This is a genomic window from Frateuria sp. GZRR35, assembly GCF_051900415.1.
Taxonomy (GTDB): Bacteria; Pseudomonadota; Gammaproteobacteria; order Xanthomonadales; family Rhodanobacteraceae; genus Frateuria_A.
Window position 1 is genome coordinate 33,901 of sequence record NZ_JBHZGL010000017.1, and the last position, 20,860, is coordinate 54,760.

Sequence of the window (20,860 nt, forward strand, 5' to 3'; positions counted from 1 at the left end):
CAGCGCCGCTTCACCACCGTTTCGCGCCCTGCGCACTAGCCTGTTCCGGATACCCACCATCCGAGGGACAGACATGGCAAGCAAGCCGTTCCTGACCGACATCGAGGCCATCCGCAAGCGCGCCCGCGAGCACATCGACCAGGGAGCGATCACCGCCGGCTACACCGCCGACCGCGAGACCGTGATCAAGCTGCTCAACGAAGCGCTGGCCACCGAGATCGTCTGCACGCTGCGCTACAAGTACCACTACTTCATGGCATCGGGGATCCACTCGCAAGCGGTGAAGGCCGAGTTCCTCGAACACGCGCAGCAGGAACAGGAACACGCCGACCGCATCGCCGAGCGCATCACGCAACTGGACGGCAAGCCCAACTTCAATCCCGACGGCCTGCTCAGTCGCGCGCACGCCGACTACGCCGAGGGCGCCGATCTGGTCGACATGATCAAGGAAGACCTGGTCGCCGAACGCATCGCGATCGACACCTATCGCGCGATCGTCGAGTACATCGGCGGCGACGACCCGACCACCCGCCGCATCATGGAAGAGGTGCTGGCGCAGGAAGAGGAGCACGCCGAGGACATGGCGACCCTGCTGGCGCAGCTGGGCGAGAAGGGCGAGCCGGCCCGTCCGACCCAGGCCCAGCCGGCCGCACAGCCGTCTTCCAACGCCGGCTCCGGCTGGCAACACTGATCACCAGCCGGCGAGCACCAGCTTGCCGATGCTGCGGCCGGCTTCGATGCGCCGGTGCGCCTCGCGCAGGTTCCTCGCGTTGATGGGCGAGAGCGTCTCGCGCGCGATGCCTCGCAGCCCGCCCGCATCGATCAACCCGGCCACGCGCGCCAGGATCCAGCCCTGTTCTGCCAGGTCCGCGGCGCCGGTGCGCGAGCGGGTAAACATCGATTCCCAGTGGATGCCGATCGACTTGGCCTTGTACGGGCTACCGAGCGACACTGGCCCGCGCGGCTCCACGATCAGGCCGACATGCCCCTGCGGTGCAGGACACCTGGCGGCTGACCGATGCGCAGGGCCGCGAACATGTGGTGCGGGTGCAGGGCCGCTTCGAGAGCACGCTGGGGGAGCTGGTCCGCGATGCCGCGCTGGCCGGGGCAGGGCATCGCGTTGCATTCGCACTGGCACGTGCACGAGGCGTTGCGTGCCGGCCGGCTTGAGGTGGTGTTGCCCGATTACAACCTGCCGCAGAGCGCGATCTGGGCCGTGATGCCGCAGCGTCGACTCGTCCCGCCCAGGGTGCGCGCCTTCGTGGATTTCCTGGCCGAACAGCTGGGCGAAGTGCCGCCGTGGGAGCAAGCACCCGCCGCGCGGACATGAAAAAGGCGCGCCGCCATCGCTGGCGGCGCGCCTTTGGAAAAGCAGCTTACTTGGCGGCCTTGTAGCGCTCGACGCCTGCCACGATCTCGGCCTTCGCCTCGTCGGCGCCGACCCAGCCGTCGACCTTCACCCACTTGCCCTTCTCCAGGTCCTTGTAGTGCTCGAAGAAGTGGCCGATGCGCTCCAGCCAGTGCGGGGACACGCCCTTGATGTCGCTGATGTGCGCGTAGCCGGGGAAGATCTTCGGCGCGGGAACCACGACCAGCTTCTCGTCGCTGCCGGCCTCGTCCGACATCTTCAACATGCCGACCGGGATGCAGCGGATCACCGAGCCGGGGATCAGCGGCAGCGGCAGGATCACCAGCGCGTCCAGCGGATCGCCGTCGCCGCCCAGCGTGCCCGGCACGTAGCCGTAGTTGCACGGGTAGCGCATCGGCGTGGACAGAATGCGGTCGACGAAGATCGCGTCACTTTCCTTGTCCACTTCGTACTTGACCGGCTCGGCATCCTTGGGGATTTCGATGACGACGTTGATTTCATCCGGCACGTTGCGGCCGGCGGGGACGTGATGCAGACCCATGGGAATCCTTCGGAGGGAGCGAAAAAAGCGAGGCGCAAAAGGATACGGCAAACGCTGCTGCAATGCAGCGAAGGGGTGGTGGGGTGTTTAGCGGGCGGCTATCCGGGGGCGCTTCCTGGAAGCCCGGGGATTGAGGGCTGAGGCGGGCCTCCCCCATCCACCCTTCGGGCACCTTCCCCCGTGGAACGAGGGAAGGAACACAACGAAGCGGTTGGCGAAACGCCGTTGGCCCTGAGAGCAACGAATGAAGTTAAAGGGTCCCCGCAGCGCAAGCGCGTGCTCCGGAGGCTGTCGCCTTGGTTCTGGTACCACCCGCCTACGCTCAGCGCGAACGGGTCGGCGATCCCGAACGACAGGGTCTCAGCGCAGCGGCCGCTCGCGCAGCCACTTGGTGGCGATCCACTTCTCGCCGCGGATCACCGGCAGGCCGGCGTGCAGCGAGCTGGTGTCGCCGCCTTCGTAGGCGAAATAGACGGCCGAACCGGCCAGGGCCGTGACGGTGAGCCCGACGTTCGGAAACGCGGTTCCGCCACCCTCCTCGGGCGTGTTCAGGTACATCACCACGCTGGCGATGCGCTGGCCGCCGCGTGCGGTGACCGCCGCGTAGCCCGGCTGGGTGGGATCGAACCAGTCGTAATGCGGCTCGTACTCCTGGCCGGGCAGGTAGTGCAACACCTGCAGGCCTTCGCCGTGTTCCACCGGCAGGTCGAGCAGCTTCGCCAGGCGCGCTTCGATGTCGCGCACCAACGGCGTCTCCCCCAGCTTGAAGAACATCCCGGCGCTGGTGCGACGTTCGTCGACCTGGTGCTTGCCGTCCTCGGCCACCGTCCTGGCGCGGTCCAGCCGCGGCCGCGCGGCCTCGATCAGCGCAGCGCATTCCTCGGGGTCGAGCAGCCCGTCGAGCACGCGCACGATCGGCGCTTCCATCCCCGCGCTCACGCGTACCTCGCGGGGGCCGACCGTTTTCCGGGGAGCGGGGGGTGCCGTGGTGCGCCGGCCGTTGGGCACGCTGGCGTTGATAGAACTCAGCGGAATCCTCAGCACCTCGGCGACCGCGCTGCGGCACTGGGCCGGTGGATAACCGGCCTCCTTGAGCAGCTTGAGCACGTCCGGCACGCCGTGCCCCGCGCGCGCGGTGGCCAGGATCCATTCGCGCAACTGGGGGGTGATGCTGCCGGAAGAAGCTCTCATGCGTCGGGCGTGGAAGGTTGCGGCGGCCGGGCGGCCGCCGGAAACCTCATTTTACGTGCTGCCACAGCCAGGTGTATTCGAGCGCGTGCATGAAGGCCGACTGCTTGTTGTCCGCCGCGCCGCCGTGGCCGCCCTCGATGTTCTCGTAGAAGTCCGCGTCGTAGCCCATGGCCTGCATCTTCGCCGCCATCTTGCGCGCGTGCGCAGGACCCACGCGATCGTCGCGCGTCGAGGTGGTAAAGAGCACCGGCGGGTAGTGCTTGCCCGGCTGCGCGTTCTGGTAGGGCGAGAAGGTCTTGATCCAGGCCCACTCGGCCGGCTTGTCCGGGTCGCCGTACTCGGCCATCCAGGACGCGCCGGCGGACAGGTGCGTGTAGCGCTTCATGTCCAGCAGCGCGACCTGGCTGACAATGGCGCCGTAGAGCTGCGGGTAAAGCGTGAGCATGTTGCCCATCAACAGGCCGCCGTTGCTGCCGCCCATCGCGGCCAGGTGCTTCGGCGACGTGACCTTGCGCCGGACCAGGTCTTCCGACACCGCGGCGAAGTCCTCGTAGGCGCGCAGGCGGTTGGCCTTGAGCGCGGCCTTGTGCCAGCGCGGGCCATACTCGCCACCGCCGCGGATGTTGGCGATCACGTAGACGCCGCCGTGTTCCAGCCAGGCGCGGCCGATGCTGCCGCTGTAGCTCGGCTGCAGCGAGATCTCGAACCCACCGTAGCCGTACTGCAGCGTCGGGTTGTTGCCGTCGAGCTTCATGTCCTTCGGCGCGATCTGGAAATACGGCACGCGGGTGCCGTCCTTCGATTGCACGAAATGTTGGTTGACCTGGTACTTCGAGGCGTCGAAGAAATCCGGGCTGTGCTTGATCGCTTCGGCCTCGCGCCTGCCGTCTTTTCCTTGGCCCAGCGTGCCGTAGTAGAGCGTGGTCGGCTGCAGGAAGCCGGTGACGGTGAGGAAGTAATCGTCGCTCGTGTCCTCATCGATGCCGGCCGCGTCGATCGAGGAGAGCGCCGGCGCGCCGCGCAGTGGCTGGCGCTTCCACGCGCCCGGCTGCGGGGTGAGTACTTCGAGCCGGTTCACCACGTCGTCCATCACATTGAGGATCAGGTGGTGGCGGGTCCAGGAGTAGCCGTCCAGCGCGGTGGTGTCGGTGGGCTCGAACAGCACGGTGATGTCGCGCTTGCCCGCCATGAAGCCGTCGAAATTCGTGGCAAGCAGCGAGCCGGCCTTGTAGGTGTGGCCGCCCACGTTCCAATCGCTGCGCGGTTCGATCAGCAGCCATTCGCGTTCGACGCTGGTTTCGGCGTCGGTGGGCACATCGATGCGGACGAGTTTGCCGTCGTTGCCGAGCAGGTAGCTCTCGCTGTCGTAGAAAGCGAGCGCGCGCTGCACAAAGCTGCGCTCATAGCCGGGGGTGAGATCGCGGTAGGCGCTGATGGCCAGATCTTCGGGCTTGCCCTCGTAAATGGTCGTCGCCTCGGCCAGCGGCGTGCCGCGGGTCCACAACTTGGCGATGCGCGGGTAGCTCGACTCGGTCATCGAGCCGGGGCCGAAGTCGGTGCCGACAAAGATGTGGTCCTGGTCGGCCCAGGCCACCTGGCTCTTGGCTTCGGGCAGCCTGAAGCCCCCTTCGACGAAGGCCTTGTCGTGGAGGTCGAACTCACGGACCACGTCGGCATCCGCACCGCCTCGCGAAAGCGAGAGCAGGCAGCGGCGGTAAGCGGGCTTGAGGCACTGCGCGCCGTGCCAGACCCAGCTCTCGTGTTCGGCGGCGGCCAGCGCATCGAGGTCGAGCACGGTCTCCCATGCGGGTTCGGCTTTGCGGTACTCGGCCAGCGTCGTGCGCCGCCACAGGCCCTTGGGGTGGGCCTTGTCGCGCCAGAAGTTGTAGTAGTGCTCCCCCAGCTTCTGCACGAAGGGGATGCGCTCGTTCGAGTCGAGCACTTCGAGCAGGCGGGCGTCGAGCCGCTTGAACTGGGGTGACTGGGCATAGTCGGCGACCGTGGTCGCGTCCTGCTGCTTGACCCAGTCCATCGCGCGGGTGCCGTCGATGTCCTCGAGCCAGAGGTAAGCGTCGTCGGTGGCTTGTGCGCCGGCCGGCGCGGAAGTCTGTGCGTGTGTCATGCCTGCCAGTGTGAGGCCCAGCGCAAGGGCGAGCCAGCGGGTGGTGTGGGTCATTTCGGTTTCCCCCTGTGGAACGGGTGAGTGTGGCTGGTGGGGTGATGGAGTGCCTGTGAGGAAGGTCAGGGTCGCGCCCTGCTCCCTCTCCCCTCCGGGGAGAGGGCCGGGGTGAGGGGCTGGGGCTCGCGGGGAGTCCTCTCGTGCCTCCGACAAAGCGAAGGCCCGCAAGGGGCCTTCGGCAGGTGGTCTATCGCAGGAGCGGCCCCTCACCCCAACCTCTCCCCGGAAGGGAGAGGGAGTGGAAAGGCTTACAACAACGGGATCAACAAGAGGGCCACGATATTGATGATCTTGATCAGCGGATTGACCGCGGGACCTGCGGTGTCCTTGTACGGATCACCCACCGTGTCGCCCGTGACCGCCGCCTTATGTGCCTCCGAACCCTTGCCGCCGTGGTTGCCATCCTCGATGTACTTCTTGGCGTTGTCCCATGCACCGCCGCCGGTGGTCATCGAAATGGCCACGAACAGGCCGGTGACAATGGTGCCGATCAGCACGCCGCCGAGCGCCTTCGGCCCCAGCAGCAGACCGATCACGATCGGCACCACCACCGGCAGCAGCGAGGGCACGATCATTTCGCGGATGGCCGAGCGGGTGAGCATGTCCACCGCCTTGTCGTACTGCGGCTTGCCGGTACCTTCCATGATCCCCGGGATGGTGCGGAACTGCCGGCGCACCTCTTCGACCACGGCACCGGCAGCACGACCCACCGCTTCCATCGCCATTGCGCTGAAGAGGTAGGGGATCAGGCCGCCGATCAGCAGGCCGATGATCACCATGTGGTCGGACAGGTCGAACGCGAAGGTCGCACCGCCGTTGTTCACCGCCAGGTTGTGCGTGTAGTCGGCGAACAGCACCAGCGCAGCGAGAGCGGCCGAGCCGATCGCGTAGCCCTTGGTGACCGCCTTGGTGGTATTTCCCACGGCGTCCAGCGGGTCGGTGATGCCGCGCACTTCCGGCGGAAGGTCCGCCATCTCGGCGATGCCGCCGGCGTTGTCGGTGATCGGGCCGTAGGCGTCCAGCGCCACGATCATGCCGGCCATCGACAGCATCGAGGTGGCGGCGATCGCGATGCCGTACAGCCCACCGAGGTAGTGCGCGCCCCAGATCGCCAGGCAGACCACGATCACCGGCCATGCAGTGGCTTTCATCGACACACCCAGGCCCGCGATGATGTTGGTGCCGTGGCCGGTGGTGGAGGCCTGCGCGATGTGCCGCACCGGCGTGTACTGCGTACCGGTGTAGTACTCGGTGATCCACACGATCAGGCCGGTCAGTACCAGGCCGATCAGCGCGCACCAGAAGATCGACATCGAATCGATGTTGCCGTTGGTGGTTGCCAGGCCCTGCGGGAGCAGTTCGCGCGTGACGAACCAGAAACCCACCGCCGAGAGCACCGCCGAGACGATCACGCCCTTGTACAGCGCGCCCATGATCGAGCCACCCTCGCGCACCTTGACGAAGAAGGTGGCGATGATGGAGGCGATGATCGACACACCGCCCAAAACCAGCGGGTAGAGCACCGCGTGCGGGTCGGCGCCGAACATCAGGCCGCCGAGCAGCATGGTGGCGATCACCGTCACCGCGTAGGTCTCGAACAGGTCGGCCGCCATGCCGGCGCAGTCGCCCACGTTGTCGCCGACGTTGTCGGCGATCACCGCGGGGTTGCGCGGGTCGTCCTCGGGAATGCCGGCTTCGACCTTGCCGACCAGGTCGGCGCCCACATCCGCGCCCTTGGTGAAGATGCCGCCGCCCAGTCGCGCGAAGATCGAAATCAACGAACTGCCGAACGCCAGGCCGACCAGCGGATGCAGCGGATCGGGCACGCCCAGGTGGTTGAGGATCATCCAGTAGCCGGTCACCCCCAGCAGGGCCAGGCCGACCACCAGCATGCCGGTGATCGCGCCGCCGCGGAAGGCGACGTCCATCGCCGCGCGCATGCCGCTGCGCGCGGCCTCGGCGGTGCGCACGTTGGCGCGCACCGAGACGTTCATGCCGATGTAGCCGGTGGCGCCGGAAAGCACCGCGCCGATCAGGAAGCCGACGGCCGTGGGCCACCCGAGGAAAAACCAGATCAATGCCAGCAGGACGATGCCCGCCAGCGCGATGGTGCCGTACTGGCGGTTGAGATAGGCGCGTGCGCCTTCCTGGATGGCCGCGGCGATCGCCTGCATGCGTTCGTTGCCGGCCGAGCGGCTGACAACCCAGCGTACCGAGACCAAACCGTAGAGAATCGCCAGAACCGCGCACCCCAGCGCGATCCACAACCACATACCGTCCTGCTGCTGCATTCGGTGCCTCCCCAGGTGAGTGAATACCGCCACAGGCGGGTTGCCTCACGGGCAGCTCGCCCCAGTCCGCTGAAACAGCGGCCTCGGCGAGTATAGGCAGGGGAGATGTGATTGATTGTTGTGCGCCGCAGCGGCGCCACTCCGCGCCCTTTCCGCTGGCGCCGCCCGGGAGGGGGTTGGGGAGAGGAAGGCCTTTGGCTTTCGTCCCTTCGACCTGCATTCCCGCGACCGACCACCCGCGGGACAGGGCAAACGCCGGCGGGACCGGCTGCGTCAGGCTTCAGGCATCCGTAAAAGCACGCGGCCGGGACGTTGCCGCCCCGGCCGCGAGATCGAACCGCGTCCTCAGTTGAGCACGTAGTCCAGGATGATGCCGGTGGCGATGGCAACCAGCACGTAATCGTTGTTGTCGTCGCGCACCCAGTGATAGCCACGCGGCGGCGGGCGCAGGCGCACGCGCTCGTAGTCGTGCACGATGATGACCCGACCGTCGTAGCGGTGACCGCGCTCCCAGCGATGGTGGCGGTGGCCGTGCCAGCCTTCGTCGTGGCCGTGCTTGTCGTGGCCGCGCCCGTGGCCGTGGTCATGGTCGGCCAGCGCCGCGCCGCTGGCGGCAAGCAGGGGCAGGGCGAACAGGGCGCTCAGCAGGAACTTCATTCGTGTGTCTCCCTTGGCCGGGCGCGGGGCCCGGGTGAATGGCAGCGTAGGAATCTGCGACTGAACGCATGGTAGCCGCCTGCACGCGGCCTTCACGTGACGCTCAGCAAGGAAACAGGCGCCTGTCGCCTCAGGGAAAGGCAGGCAGGCGCCTGGCGACCGCCACGTTGCGCAGGGCGACGTAGGCGGGCAGGCCATCCTTGCCATAGGGCGGCGGCGCCTCACCGCGGATCAGCGGCGACAGGTAGCGGCGCGCGGCGTCGGTGATGCCGAAGCCATCGCGGCGGATGAAGCCCTTGGGGAGTTTCTTTTCGCGATTGGCGATTTTCTTCAGCTCCGCCGGCTCGATCCTCCAGCGATAGGGGGACTCGGAGGTGCGCACGATCACCGGCATCACCGCGTTCACGCCGGCCAGCGCGAACTCCACCGCCGCACGTCCCACCGCGTAGGCCTGTAGTGCGTCGGTGGCCGAGGCCAGGTGACGGGCCGAGCGTTGCAGGTAGTCCGGCAGCGCCCAGTGCACCTTGTACTTGAGCTTGTCCTTGACCAGCTGCGCCAGCACCGATGCGGCGCCGCCCAATTGCGCGTGGCCGAAGGCGTCGCGCGTGCCGCCCTCGGCGAGAAAGCGCCCGGCGGCGTCGCGCACGCCTTCGGAGGCGACCACCGTGCACCAGCCCACGCGCTCCACCGTGGACTTCACCTTGGCCAGGAACGCGGCCTCGTCGAACAGGTTCTCCGGGAACAGGATCACGTGCGGCGGCGCGTCCGGGCCCTCGCCGGCCAGGCCCGCGGCGGCGGCGATCCAGCCAGCGTGGCGGCCCATCACCTCCAGCACGAACACCTTGGTCGAGGTGTCGGCCATCGAGGCGACGTCCAGGCTGGCCTCCAGCACCGACACGGCCGTGTACTTGGCCACCGAGCCGAAGCCGGGGCAGCAGTCGGTCACCGCCAGGTCGTTGTCTACCGTCTTGGGCACGCCGATGCAGCGGATGTCGTAGCCCATCGCCTTGCCGAGCTGGGAGATCTTCAGCGCGGTGTCGGCCGAGTCGTTGCCGCCGTTGTAGAGAAACCAGCGGATGTCATGCGCGCGCAGCACCTCGATCAGGCGCTCGTACTCGGCGCGGTTGTCCTCCAGCGACTTGAGCTTGTAGCGGCAGGAGCCGAACGCGCCACCGGGCGTGTGGCGCAGCGCGGCAATGGCAGACTTCGACTCTTTTGTGGTGTCGATGAGATCCTCGCGCAACGCGCCCAGGATGCCGTTGCGCGCCGCGTAAACGGGCACGCCCTGCGCGCGCGCCGTTTCGATCACGCCGGCGGCGGTGGCGTTGATCACCGCGGTGACGCCTCCGGACTGGGCGTAGAGCAGGCGGCCGGGACGGGAAGCAGGACTCATGGCGATCTCCTTGACTGGCACGGCACGTGCCCTTGCGAAACAGCGACTTGGCGCGCATCCGGGTGTGGCGCGGTTTGACGCTGCCGGGTCCCAGACGGTACTTTGACGCCCCTTGGGTGAAATCTGACGAACCGCCGCAGCGTGCGTGCGGACCACACGCCCTGGAGCATTATGCGACTCGTCCTACTCGGTGCGCCCGGTTCGGGCAAAGGCACGCAGGCCGCGCGGCTGAAGGCCGACCTCAACGTACCGCACATCTCCACCGGCGACATGCTGCGCGCCGCGGTGGCCGCGGGCACGCCGCTGGGACTGAAGGCCAAGGCGGTGATGGATGCCGGCCAGCTGGTCTCCGACGACATCCTGCTGGGCATGCTGGAAGAGCGCCTGGCGCAGGACGACGCGCGCAACGGTTTCATCCTGGACGGCTACCCGCGCAACCTGGCGCAGGCCGACGCGCTGGACCACCTGCTGTCGCGCATCGGCCAGCCGCTGGACGCGGTGGTCAAGCTCGAGGTCCCCAACGAGGCGATCATCGGCCGCTGCCAGATCCGCTTCCAGGCCGAGAACCGCGCCGACGACAACCCCGACACGGTGCGCAAGCGCCTGGGCGTGTACGCCGAGCAGACCGCGCCGGTGGCGGATTTCTACGCCAAGCGCGGCAAGCTGCAGGTCGTCGACGGCGTCGGCGAACTGGACGACGTCACCGCGCGCATCAAGCGCGCGCTGGAAAGCGAATCGACCGCGGCCAACGGCTGAGCGCCTTTAGCTTCCTCTCCGCATCAAGTGATCAAACCCAAGTGATCAAACCCAAGTGATCAAACCCAAGTGATCAAACCCAAGTGATCAAACATGGGGGAGAGAGTTGGGAGGGACCAGGCGGAGCGTCCTGCTGACGATACTCCGCCCCACTCCCCGCAAGTCCCGCACCCTCACCCCCAGCCCCTCTCCCGGCGGGAGAGGGGAGCCCATCCGGCGAGAGGGAGGGTTTTCAAACACATGCGCCTGCACATCCTCGGCATCTGCGGCACCTTCATGGGCGGCGTCGCCGCACTCGCGCGCGAACTCGGCCTGACGGTCGAAGGCTCCGACGCGGCCGTCTATCCGCCCATGAGCACCCAGCTCGAAGCTCTCGGCATCCGCCTGATGGACGGCTATACCGCGGCACATCTGATGCCCGCGCCCGACCTGGTCGTGGTCGGCAACGCGATGACCCGCGGCAACCCGGCCGTCGAGCACATGCTCGACGCGCGCCTGCGCTACGTGTCGGGTCCGCAATGGCTGGGCGAGACGGTGCTGGCCGGGCGCGAGGTGCTGGCGGTGGCCGGCACCCACGGCAAGACCACCACCACCAGCCTGCTCTCGCACCTTCTTGAGAGCGCCGGCATGGCGCCGGGCTTCCTGGTCGGCGGCGTGCCGGGCAACTTCGGTGTCTCCGCGCGGCTGGGCGACAAGATCGCGCCGTTCGTGATCGAGGCCGACGAATACGACACCGCGTTCTTCGACAAGCGCTCGAAGTTCGTGCACTACCGCCCGCGCATTGCCATCCTCAACAACCTCGAGTACGACCACGCGGACATCTTCCCGGACCTGGCCGCGATCCAGCGCCAGTTCCACCACCTGGTGCGCACCGTGCCGGGCAACGGTCGGCTGATCGTCAACGCCCACGACGCCAACCTCGCCGAGGTGTTGGGCATGGGCTGCTGGACGCCGGTGGACACCTTCGGCATCGGCCAGGGCGACTGGCAGGCGCGGCTGGTCGAGCCGGATGGTTCGGTCTTCACCGTGCAGTACCGGGGCGAGGCGATCGGCGAAGTGCGCTGGTCGCTGCTGGGCAACCACAGCGTGCTCAACGCGCTGGCGGCCCTGGCCGCCGCCAGCGCGGCCGGTGCCGATCCGCGCGCCCTGCTGCCGGCTTTCGCCAGCTTCCAGAGCGTCAAGCGGCGCATGGAACGGGTCGGCGAGGTGAACGGCGTGTGCGTCTACGACGACTTCGCGCATCACCCGACCGCGATCGCCACCACGTTGGCGGGCCTGCGTGCCAAGGTGGGCAAGGCGCGCATCCTGGTCGCGCTGGAACCGCGCTCCAACTCCATGCGCCTGGGCGCACACGCGGCGGGCCTGGCACCGTCACTGTCCGACGCGGACGCGGTGGTGTTCCTGCACCGCCCGGAATTGCCCTGGGATGCAGCGCGGGTGACCGAGGCGCTGCAAGGCCGTGGCCGCACGGCGCCGACGGTCGATGCCCTGATCCAAGCGCTGCGTGCCCAGTCGCGTCCGGGCGACCACGTGGTGTTCATGTCCAATGGCGGCTTCGAAAACGCGCCGCGTCGCTTCACCCAGGCGCTCGAAGACCTGTAGGACCCGCCTGCGGGCAAGGCCCTTCCGCATGAGGCAATCAGGGTATCGCCCGCAGGCGGGCTCCTACAGGGCGTGGCTGGTGTGATCAGGCCAACGGCGCGTCGAAACAGGGCTCGCGCCGCTGATACTCGCGCTGCGCCGCAAACCACACACCCAGCGCAAAACCCAGCGTCATCAGCGCGAGCAGGCCCCCGCCGAAGACGTAGCCCAGGGCGCCGACCAGCCAGAAACCGGCCCAGTACATCGCCATCGTGCCCGCCAGCACAGCCGCGTTGACCAACTGCCGGCCGACCGCGTTCTGCGGCCCGATCAGGTGCACCGCCAGCGCCACCAGGCCGCCGCCGGTGGACACGACCAGCGTGACCAGCAGCATCAGCGCGGGTTGCGTGGCGTGGGTGAGCACGATGCCGAGCACGGTATAGGCCAGCGCGGTGAGCGTGCCGATCGGCACCAGCACGAGTAATGCATCGACGAGCGTCTGCTGGTAGTCGCTCCGCGTAGTTGGCGCCAGCGTGAGATACAGATCGGCCAGGTTGGGGCGCATGCGCTGCATGCCGCGGCCGATCTGCGGGAAGCGGGCCAGCGCGATCAGCACGGCGTACGCGCCCACCACGGTCGCGTTGAAATGCTTCCGGTGCAGTGCCACCACCACGTACAGCGAGGCGAACACCGCCATGATCGCGATGCGCAGCCCGATCGCCGCGGCGTTGTCGTGCGGCAGCAACAGGCGGCGCACGAGTGTGCGACGTCGAGCGGCGGACGGCTGTGCACGGTAACGGGCCAGTGCGCGTTCCATCGCCTGCTGCGCCATCGCGTCGAACCAGCCCTCGAAGCGCCGGCCAAGCGCACTGCGCCGCGGCATGGTGTCGGCCGTGGCGTTGCGCCCCAGGCTGAGTCCTTCCAGCGGCGAGGTATCCGGCGGCCGGTCGGCCACGCGCAGCATCGGATGCAGCGCGAGCCGCAGGAGCAGCACGGCGATGAGCAGCAGCAACGGCAGCGTGAGCGGCGAGTGCAGGGCGTCGTGCACGATCGCTCCGGCCAGACCCGGCATCCAGCCGGCCAGCACCAGCAGCGGCCAGAACAGCAGGCTCACCCAGCGCTCCACGCCCATCGCGAAACCCATCGCCGCCGCGAGCAGCAGCAGCGCGCCACCGAGCGCGACGTACGGCACGCCCAACGCCAGCGCCAGCAGCGCCGGTAGCCCCACCCAGACCAACGCGTCGAGCAGGCCGAATACCATCAACCGGTGGCGGAAGGCCGGCAGCAGGAACGTTTCGGGCTGGCACGCGCTGCGCAGCGTGGTGGCCAGGCCCAGGTGCCAGAACCAGCTGCCCATGGCCAGCAGGCCGGCGCCCAGGGCCGCTCCATCGGCATGCGGCGTGATCCACACCAGGCAGGCCATCGCCGCCAGCCACAAAACATGGGCGAGCACGCCCAGCAGCGGCATCTGCCGACTCGGCAGCAGCCAAAGCTGGACGATCGCCCTCATGCCAGTTCCACGAACAGATCTTCCAGCGTGGGCATCTCGATGCGCAGGCTGGCGTCCTCGTCCTTGGCAAGCTGGTGCAGCCGCTCGGCCGGCACGTCTTCCAGCAACAGATGCAGGCTGGCGCCGGCAATGCGTGACTTGATCACGCCGGCCAGAGCCGGCGCCGTGGCCCAGCCAGCTGGGCGGTTGAGCACCGCGTGGGACAGGCGTGCCTTCAGTTCGGCCAGCGGTCGGGTGAACTGGATGCGGCCGTCGCGCAGCAGCGCGATATCGGCGTCGGCACGCTCCAGGTCGGCGGTGATGTGGGTGGAGAAAATCACTGTCTTGCCCGGGCCACGCATCAGCCCAAGCAGTTCGGCCATGAAGGCGCGCCGCGCCTGCGGGTCGAGACTGGCGACCGGCTCGTCCAGCACCAGCAGGTCCGGTTCTGGAGCGATCGCGCGCACGATCGCCAGTTTCTGCCGTTGTCCCTGCGAGAGCCGGCCGATCTTCTGCTTCGGATCGAGCTCCCACTCCTGCAGCAGGCGCGCGGCCAGCGCGTGGTTCCAGCAGGTGTAGAAGGCGGCGGTGAAGTCCAGGTAGGCACGCACCTTCATCCACGGGAACAGTTCGAAATTCTGTGGCACGAAGCCGACCCTGTGCAGGCGCTCGCCGCCCGGCTCGGTCATCGGGGCGCCGAACAGCTCGATCGCGCCGGCGTCGATCGGCGCCAGTCCGAGCAGGCAGCGCAACAGGGTGGTTTTGCCGGCGCCGTTGCGACCGAGCAGCCCGATCACGCGCCCGGCCGGCACTTGCCAGTCGACGCCGCGCAACACCTCGCGTCCCTCGAAGGCCTTGCGCACGCCGCGCACGCGCAGCATCGGTTCGGGCGTGGCGGTGGCCGCCATGGGAGGGGAAGGAAAAGGCAGCAGCGTGGCCATCGGCAGCAGTTCCGGTCCAGACCGGAGCACTGTGGGGGCCTGCGTATCGCCCGTCCAGTGATGGTTGTCATCCGGGACCGCGCCGCCGGCGGAGTATCCTGCCTTTCCCCACCAGGCACGCACCGCTATGGACGACACGCTGGCCGGCAAGACCCTCTTCATCACCGGCGCCTCGCGCGGTATCGGCCTGGCGATCGCGCTGCGCGCGGCGCAGGACGGCGCCAACATCGTGATCGCTGCCAAGAGCGGCGTGCCCAACCCGCGGTTGCCAGGCACCATCCACACCGCCGCGGCGGCCGTGGAAGAGGCCGGTGGCAAGGCGCTGGCGCTCAAGGTGGACATCCGCGAGGAAGACCAGGTCAGGTCGGCGGTGGCGCAGGCGGCCGAGCGCTTCGGCGGCATCGACGTCCTGGTCAACAACGCCAGCGCGATCTGGCTGGCCGGCGTGGAAGGCACACCGATGAAGCGGTTCGATCTGATGCACCAGGTCAACACGCGCGGTACGTTCCTGGTCACCCAGGCCTGCCTGCCGTTCCTCAAGCGCGCGGCCAATCCGCACGTGCTGATGCTGGCGCCGCCGCCCAGCCTCGATCCCAAGTGGTTCGCCCCGCATACCGCCTACACGATCGCGAAGATGGGCATGAGCCTGTGCGTGCTGGGCATGAGTGGCGAATTCGCCCCGCTCGGCATCGCGGTCAACGCGCTGTGGCCGCGCACGGTGGTCGCTACGGCTGCCATCGGCATGATCGAGGGCGTGCGGCCGGAACAGTGCCGCCGGCCGGAGATCGTCGCCGACGCGGCCCATGCCATCCTGACACGCCCGGCACGGGCCTACAGCGGCCATTTCGACCTCGACGAGGACGTGCTGCGGGAGCAGGGGGTGGTCGATTTCGACCGGTATGCCGTCCAGCCGGGCGCGCCGCTGCTGCCGGACCTGTTTCTGGGTTGACCTTGCCTTCACGAGGTCTGTCGTTAGGTCTTACACCCGGTTTTGTGATATCCATCACAGTCCGCCGTCCCGGACGGGCGGCATCCCAGTCGGCAAGCGCCGGCTGATCGACACAGGACATCCGTTCAGGGGCGGAGGTGGCGATGATCGCGGCATTGGCATCACCCAGGCGCTGCGTCGTCTGGTTCGGAACGCCTGACGGCGCAGAACGCAACGGACTGGCTCGTTCAGGCTGGCCGGTGCGCGTCGCCGACGTACAGGCCAGCGGCGTGGGCGCCCGCAATGGCGATGTGGTGGTTGCACTGGCCGACTTGCGCCAGGGTGGCCTGGACACGCTGGAGGCCATGGAGGGCATGGTCGCCGAGCATCCGGGCGTGCCCTGGATCGCGCTGGTCTCGCCCGAGACGCCCGCCCATGAGCCCCGCGTGACTTCGCTCCTGCGCGACTGCATGGCCGTGTTCACCAGCCCGATCGACTTCCCGCGCTTGTACGAATCGCTCGATCGCCTGGCCCAGGGCGGCGTGCCTGTGCGCAGCGAACCGGACATGCCCGGCCTGGTCGGCAGCAGCGATGCGATGCGTGCCTTGCGCGTCAGCCTGCGCAAGTACGCGCCCGTGGACCTGCCGGTGCTGGTCACCGGCGAGACGGGCACGGGCAAGGAAGTGGCCGCGCACGTCATCCATCAGTTGTCGCCGCGTGCGGCACACCCTTTCGTGGCGATCAATTGCGGGGCGCTGCCGAGCAATCTGGTGCAGTCGGAACTGTTCGGCCACGAACGCGGCGCATTTACCGGCGCCACTACCCGCCGCATCGGCCACATCGAGAGCGCCAGCGGCGGTACGGTATTCCTTGACGAAATCGGCGACCTGCCGCTGGACGCGCAGACCAGCCTGCTGCGTTTCCTGCAGGAGGGCACGATCGTGCGGGTCGGCAGCAGCCAGAGCCTGCGTGCCGACGTGCGCGTGCTGGCGGCCACCCACGTGGACATGGAAAAGGCGGTCGCTGCCGGCCGCTTCCGCCAGGACCTCTATTACCGGCTCAACGTGCTGCGCGTGCAGATGCCCGCGCTGCGCGAACGCGGGAGCGACGTGGAGCTGCTGGCGCAGCATTTCCTGGACACCTTCCGCGAGCAGCACGATTGCCGTGCGCTTGCCTTCAGCGCGGCGGCCCGCCGCGCGCTGCGTGCCTTCCATTGGCCGGGCAACGTGCGCGAACTGGTCAACCGCGTGCAGCGGGCCGCCGTGGTCGCCGAAGACTCGTTGATCAGCGTGTACGACCTGGACCTGCCCGTGCGACCCGGCCATGCGCCGGCCGCGCTGGATCGCGTGCGCGTGTCGGCCGAACGCGACGCGCTGGTCGCCTGCCTGCGCGAAACCCGCTTCAACGTCAGCGAATGCGCGCGCCGGCTCGGCATCGCGCGGGTCACTGTCTATCGCCTGTGCAAGAAGCACGGCCTGGCGCTGGACGAGCTGGCGCATTCGGGCGCCTGATCCTCGGCCGGGGTCGCGCGCGACCCCGGTCTGCCATGCACTAGAACATGTACGGCACCTTGAAGCTCAGGCTGAAGTCCGGCGCGTCCGGCGTCAGGCCGATGCCCAGCAGGGTGACCAGGGTGGTGTGCTGGCTCAGCGCGTGGGTCACGCCCATGTTGAACGTGGCTGCGTGGGCGTCCGAACCGATCACCTTGGACCACGGCGAGCCCTTGTAGCGCAGCGAGGCCTTGGCGCTGAGCTTGTCGGCGAAGGACAGGCTTAGGCTGGTGCGCTCGTTGAACGCGAATGCTACGCCCGCGCCGAAGTAGTAGGTGTTGCCGAGCTTCACCGAGCCGGGATTGCGGGTTTCCGGATCGGTGTTGATGTCGCCGAAATCGCGCGGCCGGGAATAGATGTAGCCGAGATTGGCGAACACGATTGCCGGATCCATGGTCTTGACGGCTGACAGGCCGAGGTTCGCCTGCCACACGCCGTTGCCGGTCGGCTGCTTCTCCGGGACGGCGAAGCTGATGTACTGGTCGTCTCCGCGCTGCAGCACCTTCCAGTCGATGCCGTAGGGCGATTGCCCGGTCGGCGCGGTGAGGCCGACGGTCAGCACGGTGTCCGGCCGCGAACCGGTTTCGTCGAACAGCTTGTAGTTGGCGCTCAGTCCGATGTCGCCCAGGCCCGCGCCGGTGGTGTCCTCTTCGGCGATGGCCGCGGCCGAACCGCCAGCGCCTCCCTTCTGGTAGACCGTCTTGCGGTAGAGGTAGGGCACGTCCAGGTTCAGCGTCAGGCGCGGGCTCACGCCGTAGCGGGCGGCCAGGTTGTAGGTGAGCGAGTCGGACTTGACGTCCTCGATGGCGATGTTGCCCAGGAAAATCGCGTCCAGCGCCAGGAAGCCGTTGAGGGTGATCTGACTGCGGTCGTAGCGTGCGTAGCTGACGCTGTTTTCCAGCGTGAACTTGCGGTCGAACAGCGCGTGCTCCTGCTGCAGCGCGTCCTTGAGGCTGCGCGTGGGCGCTTCCTGGCGGGCGGCTTCGGCCTCGGCAGCACTGCCGGCGCGAGTGCCCTCGTCCGGTGGCGGCGTGGCGGCCTGCGCGAGCTGGGCAGGTGGCGGCGTGCCGCCCGGCGCGGGCAGCGCGGCGGGTGCGGCCTTGCCGGCCAGTTTCGCCTGCAGCGCCTGCACCTGCATGTCCAGTTCGCGTAGCTGGCGCACCTGTTGCGCGTAGCTGGCCTTCAACGCCTGCAATTGGGCCAGCAGGGTCTGCACCTGGGCCTCGTCCTGCGGCGAGGGTGCCGCCTGCGCGGCAAGATCGAAGGGCAGGCCGATCGACAGCCCGCAGGCCACCGCGGTGGCTAACAAGGTCTTGTGCATGTGTTTGCTCCCCTGGACCGAAGGCGCGCCGGGCGGTGGCGCGCGTTTCAGTTCCCTGCGATGCCTCGGGTGAGGCCGATCGCCTGCGCCACGTTCAGCGCAAGCGGCGTGTTGGCCGCGGACACCTGGCGGACCAGGTCGATCTCCAGCCGGTTGCTCACGCTCTGGCCGTCCGCGGCGAGCTGCACGCTCTGGCCGAGGCTGCCGTTGCGGATCCATTGCTGCACCGTGCCCTGGCCGTCGATGGACAGTCGCACGCCGGCGGACTGGCCGTCGAAGCCGACCGCCACGCTGGCATCGCCGTCGCTCAGGCTGGCGCCTCCGGTGCTGGTGGGGCCGGTACTGCTGGCAGCGGGTGCGTGGCCGTCGCGGATGGTCAGGCGGGTCGCGTTGCTGGCGAGGTTGCCGTCGCCGGCCACCTGCACGCTCTGCAGCAGGCCACCGACGTTGGCCAGCCCGCTGCCATCGACACTGCGGGAGCCGGTGGCCGGCATCGGCACCGGGGCATCGGCCTTGGTGAGGGTCACGCTGGGCGTGAAGGTGAGCGTGGGCTGGCCCTTGCCGTGGCTGAAATCCATGCCGAACGCCAGCGTCCCCTGCAGCAGTTGGCCACTGGCGGTTTGCCAGGTGGAGATCATGGTCACCCCAAACCAGGCGACGGTGTGGTCGTCGACGGTGAAGCGGCCGCGCATGGCGTTGAGTTCGGTGTCGGGAAGCTCTTGCAGGCCGGCGCCGGGTGCACGGTCGGCCGCGCGCGCGCTTAGCGCGGGAGCCAGCAGCAGCGCGGTGGCCAGAAAGGGAAAGGAACGGCGAAGCATGGCTTGAGCCTCTTCAGAACAGGTCGGCGCTGCTGAAGCCGAAGTCCAGCAGTTCGGCGTCGGTGATCGGTCCCTGCCGGGCGTACAGCGCGCGGGCGCTGGCCTTGCCCTCGGGCTGGAGCAGCACCGTGTTGCGGTCGAAGTCGTTGCCGATCACCACGAACACGGCGCGCGACGGCCACGCCTGAAGGAAGTCGGCGATGGAAAGGCTGCGGTTGCCGAGCATCGGGTCGGCCAGTTCCACGGTGTCGCCCTGGACCTGCTTGAGCACCACGAAATGGCGGAAGCCGCGCACGTCCATCAGCACCAGGCCAGGTACGCGCAGGCTGCGCAGGCGCGCCTCGTCGACGCGATACCCACGTCCGCGCATGCCCAGCGCCTCCACGTAATGCTTGATGTCCAGCAGCGAGAAGCCGCGCTGCTTGACCAGGTTCTCGTCGGACACCCCGAGCATGCCCTGGATCACTACCGCCTCGTCCACGTCAAGGTGGTAGGCGTAGTGCAGGATCGTAGCCAGCGCGGCGGCGCCGCAGCTGTAGTCGGTCTCCTGCCGTACCAGGTTGCGGAATCGCGCCTCCTGCATGCTCTCCACGGGGTGTACGTACAGCCCACCGTTGGGCAGCACGCCGCCAAAGCGCACCTCGCCGGCGTGCGCCGAGGCCAGCGCGCCGATCGCAAGGCTGCAAAGCAGAAAGGTCCGGGTCGTCAGTCGCATGAGTATCACCAGTGGGAGGAAGTCCCCCCGGTCCGCAGGGGACGGACCGGGGGGTTCCATAGGAACCCGGCTGCGGACAGCCGGGTACCGCCCTCGTTGGCCTGCCTTGGCCGAAGTGGTTACGGGCTGGGCTGCGCGACGGCGAGCGACAGGCTGTTGGCCTGCAGGTTGCCGGTGCCCGAGGCCACGTTCACACCGATGTTGCCGGTGGCGTGCTGGAAGGCATTGCCCGACAGGCTGGCGTCGTTGGTGGCGTTGACCACCACGTAGCGCGCGGTCTGCACGGTGCCGCACAGGTCAGCCAGCAGGTCGCTGGCAGAGACCTCGACGAAGCCCAGCTGGCCCTGCTCCTGGCCCTGCGACTCGCTGGCGGTCAGGCCGCCGTAGAAGCCGGCCGGGAACGGACCGACGGTCCACAGGCCAGCTTCGGCGCCGTAGGAGGTGCTGCTGGTTTCACCCTGGTAGCCGCCCAGGCCCAGGCCCAGCGAGTAGCCCTGCACGGTGCCGCTCATGTGCACGGTGGTGGTGTCGTAGTACTTCTCCACGCGGCCGGCGTTGCTGACGATGTTGCCCGAGGAGGCCTGGTCGACGCTCACGCCGGCATGGGCGAACTTGGTCGTCGCGACCGAGGCGGCCAGCGCGTTCTTCTGCTGGTTGTTGTTGCCCGAGGCGACGTTCACGCCGATGTTGCCCGAGGCCCAGCGGAAGGCGTTGTCGGTGACGTAGGCGTCGTTCTTGACGCCTTCGTTCACGGTGACGTTGCCCATGCCGGCCTGGCCGACGTCGATTTCGGAATCAGCCAGACCGAAGGCGAAGCTGGCATCCGTGGCGGCCAGCGCGGCGGCGTTGTCCTGCGCGTTGTTGTCGCCGGAGGCCACGTTCATGCCGATGTTGCCCGAGGCCTGGGCGGCCGCGCGGTCATCGATGGCGCTGGTGTTCTTCAGCTTGTTGTTGGCGGTGACGTTGCCAGTCACCGACTGGTTGTTGTCGACCGTGGCGACTGCCGCCGAATCGAACGGCGCGTGGTGCTGGTCGTGGTTGTTCGCGAAAGCCATCGGGCTGCCGAACAGCGTGGCGACCGCCAGGGCGATCAGGGTCTTCTTGGATGCGTTCATGATGTCCTCACTCCGATTCTTATGG

The 20,860-nt window shown here is 68.2% G+C and carries 17 protein-coding genes and 2 pseudogenes; 6 read left to right on the forward strand and 13 right to left on the reverse strand.

Going from position 1 to position 20,860, the window contains the following annotated elements; genetic code table 11:
• Positions 1-73: 73 nt before the first annotated feature.
• Positions 74-691, forward strand: a complete 618-nt coding sequence (locus ACFWZ3_RS16240; RefSeq protein WP_439700462.1) for a ferritin-like domain-containing protein — start codon at positions 74-76, stop codon at positions 689-691.
• On the opposite strand, the pseudogene ACFWZ3_RS16245 reads toward ACFWZ3_RS16240, so the two are convergent.
• Positions 692-997, reverse strand: a pseudogene (locus ACFWZ3_RS16245) (zinc-binding dehydrogenase); the annotation flags it as partial.
• On the opposite strand from ACFWZ3_RS16245, the pseudogene ACFWZ3_RS16250 reads away from it, so the two are divergent.
• Positions 997-1,330: pseudogene (locus ACFWZ3_RS16250) on the forward strand (LysR substrate-binding domain-containing protein); the annotation flags it as partial. The pseudogenes ACFWZ3_RS16245 and ACFWZ3_RS16250 overlap by 1 nt on opposite strands.
• Positions 1,331-1,376: 46 nt before the next feature.
• Here ACFWZ3_RS16250 and ppa read toward each other — a convergent pair.
• From ppa to ACFWZ3_RS16280, 6 genes are all read right to left on the reverse strand, one after another.
• A complete protein-coding gene (gene ppa / locus ACFWZ3_RS16255; RefSeq protein ID WP_439708721.1) occupies positions 1,377-1,910 on the reverse strand; it encodes an inorganic diphosphatase in 534 nt (177 codons plus the stop codon).
• A gap of 360 nt (positions 1,911-2,270) precedes the next feature.
• On the reverse strand, positions 2,271-3,101 hold the full coding sequence (locus ACFWZ3_RS16260) for a 2OG-Fe(II) oxygenase (RefSeq protein ID WP_439708722.1): 831 nt from the start codon (positions 3,099-3,101) through the stop codon (positions 2,271-2,273).
• Between the two features lie 46 nt (positions 3,102-3,147).
• Positions 3,148-5,277, reverse strand: coding sequence for a prolyl oligopeptidase family serine peptidase (locus ACFWZ3_RS16265; protein ID WP_439708723.1), 2,130 nt, complete (start codon positions 5,275-5,277; stop codon positions 3,148-3,150).
• A 251-nt stretch (positions 5,278-5,528) separates the two neighbouring features.
• Complete coding sequence (locus ACFWZ3_RS16270) at positions 5,529-7,553, reverse strand: sodium-translocating pyrophosphatase (protein ID WP_439708743.1); 2,025 nt, start codon at positions 7,551-7,553, stop codon at positions 5,529-5,531.
• 363 nt (positions 7,554-7,916) lie between these two features.
• Positions 7,917-8,228 (reverse strand): RcnB family protein, encoded by a 312-nt coding sequence (locus tag ACFWZ3_RS16275; RefSeq protein ID WP_439708724.1) that lies wholly within the window; start codon positions 8,226-8,228, stop codon positions 7,917-7,919.
• 130 nt (positions 8,229-8,358) lie between these two features.
• The gene (locus ACFWZ3_RS16280) at positions 8,359-9,621 is read right to left on the reverse strand and encodes a 6-phosphofructokinase (protein ID WP_439708725.1); all 1,263 of its coding nucleotides are present in this window, start codon (positions 9,619-9,621) and stop codon (positions 8,359-8,361) included.
• 171 nt (positions 9,622-9,792) lie between these two features.
• Here ACFWZ3_RS16280 and ACFWZ3_RS16285 point away from each other — a divergent pair, with 171 nt between their 5' ends.
• A complete protein-coding gene (locus tag ACFWZ3_RS16285; RefSeq protein ID WP_439708726.1) occupies positions 9,793-10,377 on the forward strand; it encodes an adenylate kinase in 585 nt (194 codons plus the stop codon).
• 240 nt (positions 10,378-10,617) lie between these two features.
• Positions 10,618-11,979 carry a UDP-N-acetylmuramate:L-alanyl-gamma-D-glutamyl-meso-diaminopimelate ligase gene (gene mpl / locus ACFWZ3_RS16290; protein WP_439708727.1) on the forward strand — a complete coding sequence of 454 codons (1,362 nt, stop codon included), beginning with the start codon at positions 10,618-10,620 and terminating at the stop codon, positions 11,977-11,979.
• An 85-nt stretch (positions 11,980-12,064) separates the two neighbouring features.
• On the opposite strand, the gene ACFWZ3_RS16295 is transcribed toward mpl, so the two are convergent.
• On the reverse strand, positions 12,065-13,468 hold the full coding sequence (locus tag ACFWZ3_RS16295) for a hypothetical protein (RefSeq protein ID WP_439708728.1): 1,404 nt from the start codon (positions 13,466-13,468) through the stop codon (positions 12,065-12,067).
• Complete coding sequence (locus ACFWZ3_RS16300; RefSeq protein ID WP_439708729.1) at positions 13,465-14,388, reverse strand: ABC transporter ATP-binding protein; 924 nt, start codon at positions 14,386-14,388, stop codon at positions 13,465-13,467. The genes ACFWZ3_RS16295 and ACFWZ3_RS16300 overlap by 4 nt, the downstream gene beginning before the upstream one ends.
• Positions 14,389-14,515: 127 nt before the next feature.
• Here ACFWZ3_RS16300 and ACFWZ3_RS16305 point away from each other — a divergent pair, with 127 nt between their 5' ends.
• Both ACFWZ3_RS16305 and ACFWZ3_RS16310 read left to right on the forward strand, forming a co-directional pair.
• Positions 14,516-15,337, forward strand: a complete 822-nt coding sequence (locus ACFWZ3_RS16305) for an SDR family oxidoreductase (RefSeq protein WP_439708730.1) — start codon at positions 14,516-14,518, stop codon at positions 15,335-15,337.
• A gap of 143 nt (positions 15,338-15,480) precedes the next feature.
• Positions 15,481-16,827, forward strand: coding sequence for a sigma 54-interacting transcriptional regulator (locus ACFWZ3_RS16310; protein ID WP_439708731.1), 1,347 nt, complete (start codon positions 15,481-15,483; stop codon positions 16,825-16,827).
• A gap of 40 nt (positions 16,828-16,867) precedes the next feature.
• Here ACFWZ3_RS16310 and ACFWZ3_RS16315 read toward each other — a convergent pair whose 3' ends face one another.
• The 4 genes from ACFWZ3_RS16315 to ACFWZ3_RS16330 all read right to left on the reverse strand — a co-directional run bounded on the left by ACFWZ3_RS16315 (position 16,868) and on the right by ACFWZ3_RS16330 (position 20,835).
• Complete coding sequence (locus ACFWZ3_RS16315; RefSeq protein ID WP_439708732.1) at positions 16,868-18,187, reverse strand: hypothetical protein; 1,320 nt, start codon at positions 18,185-18,187, stop codon at positions 16,868-16,870.
• Positions 18,188-18,234: 47 nt separating this feature from the next.
• Positions 18,235-19,005: a hypothetical protein gene (locus ACFWZ3_RS16320; protein WP_439708733.1), complete on the reverse strand. Its 771-nt coding sequence runs from the start codon at positions 19,003-19,005 to the stop codon at positions 18,235-18,237.
• Positions 19,006-19,018: 13 nt separating this feature from the next.
• Positions 19,019-19,720, reverse strand: a complete 702-nt coding sequence (locus ACFWZ3_RS16325; protein ID WP_439708734.1) for a C39 family peptidase — start codon at positions 19,718-19,720, stop codon at positions 19,019-19,021.
• 119 nt (positions 19,721-19,839) lie between these two features.
• Positions 19,840-20,835, reverse strand: a complete 996-nt coding sequence (locus ACFWZ3_RS16330; protein WP_439708735.1) for a hypothetical protein — start codon at positions 20,833-20,835, stop codon at positions 19,840-19,842.
• Between the last annotated feature and the right edge of the window lie 25 nt (positions 20,836-20,860).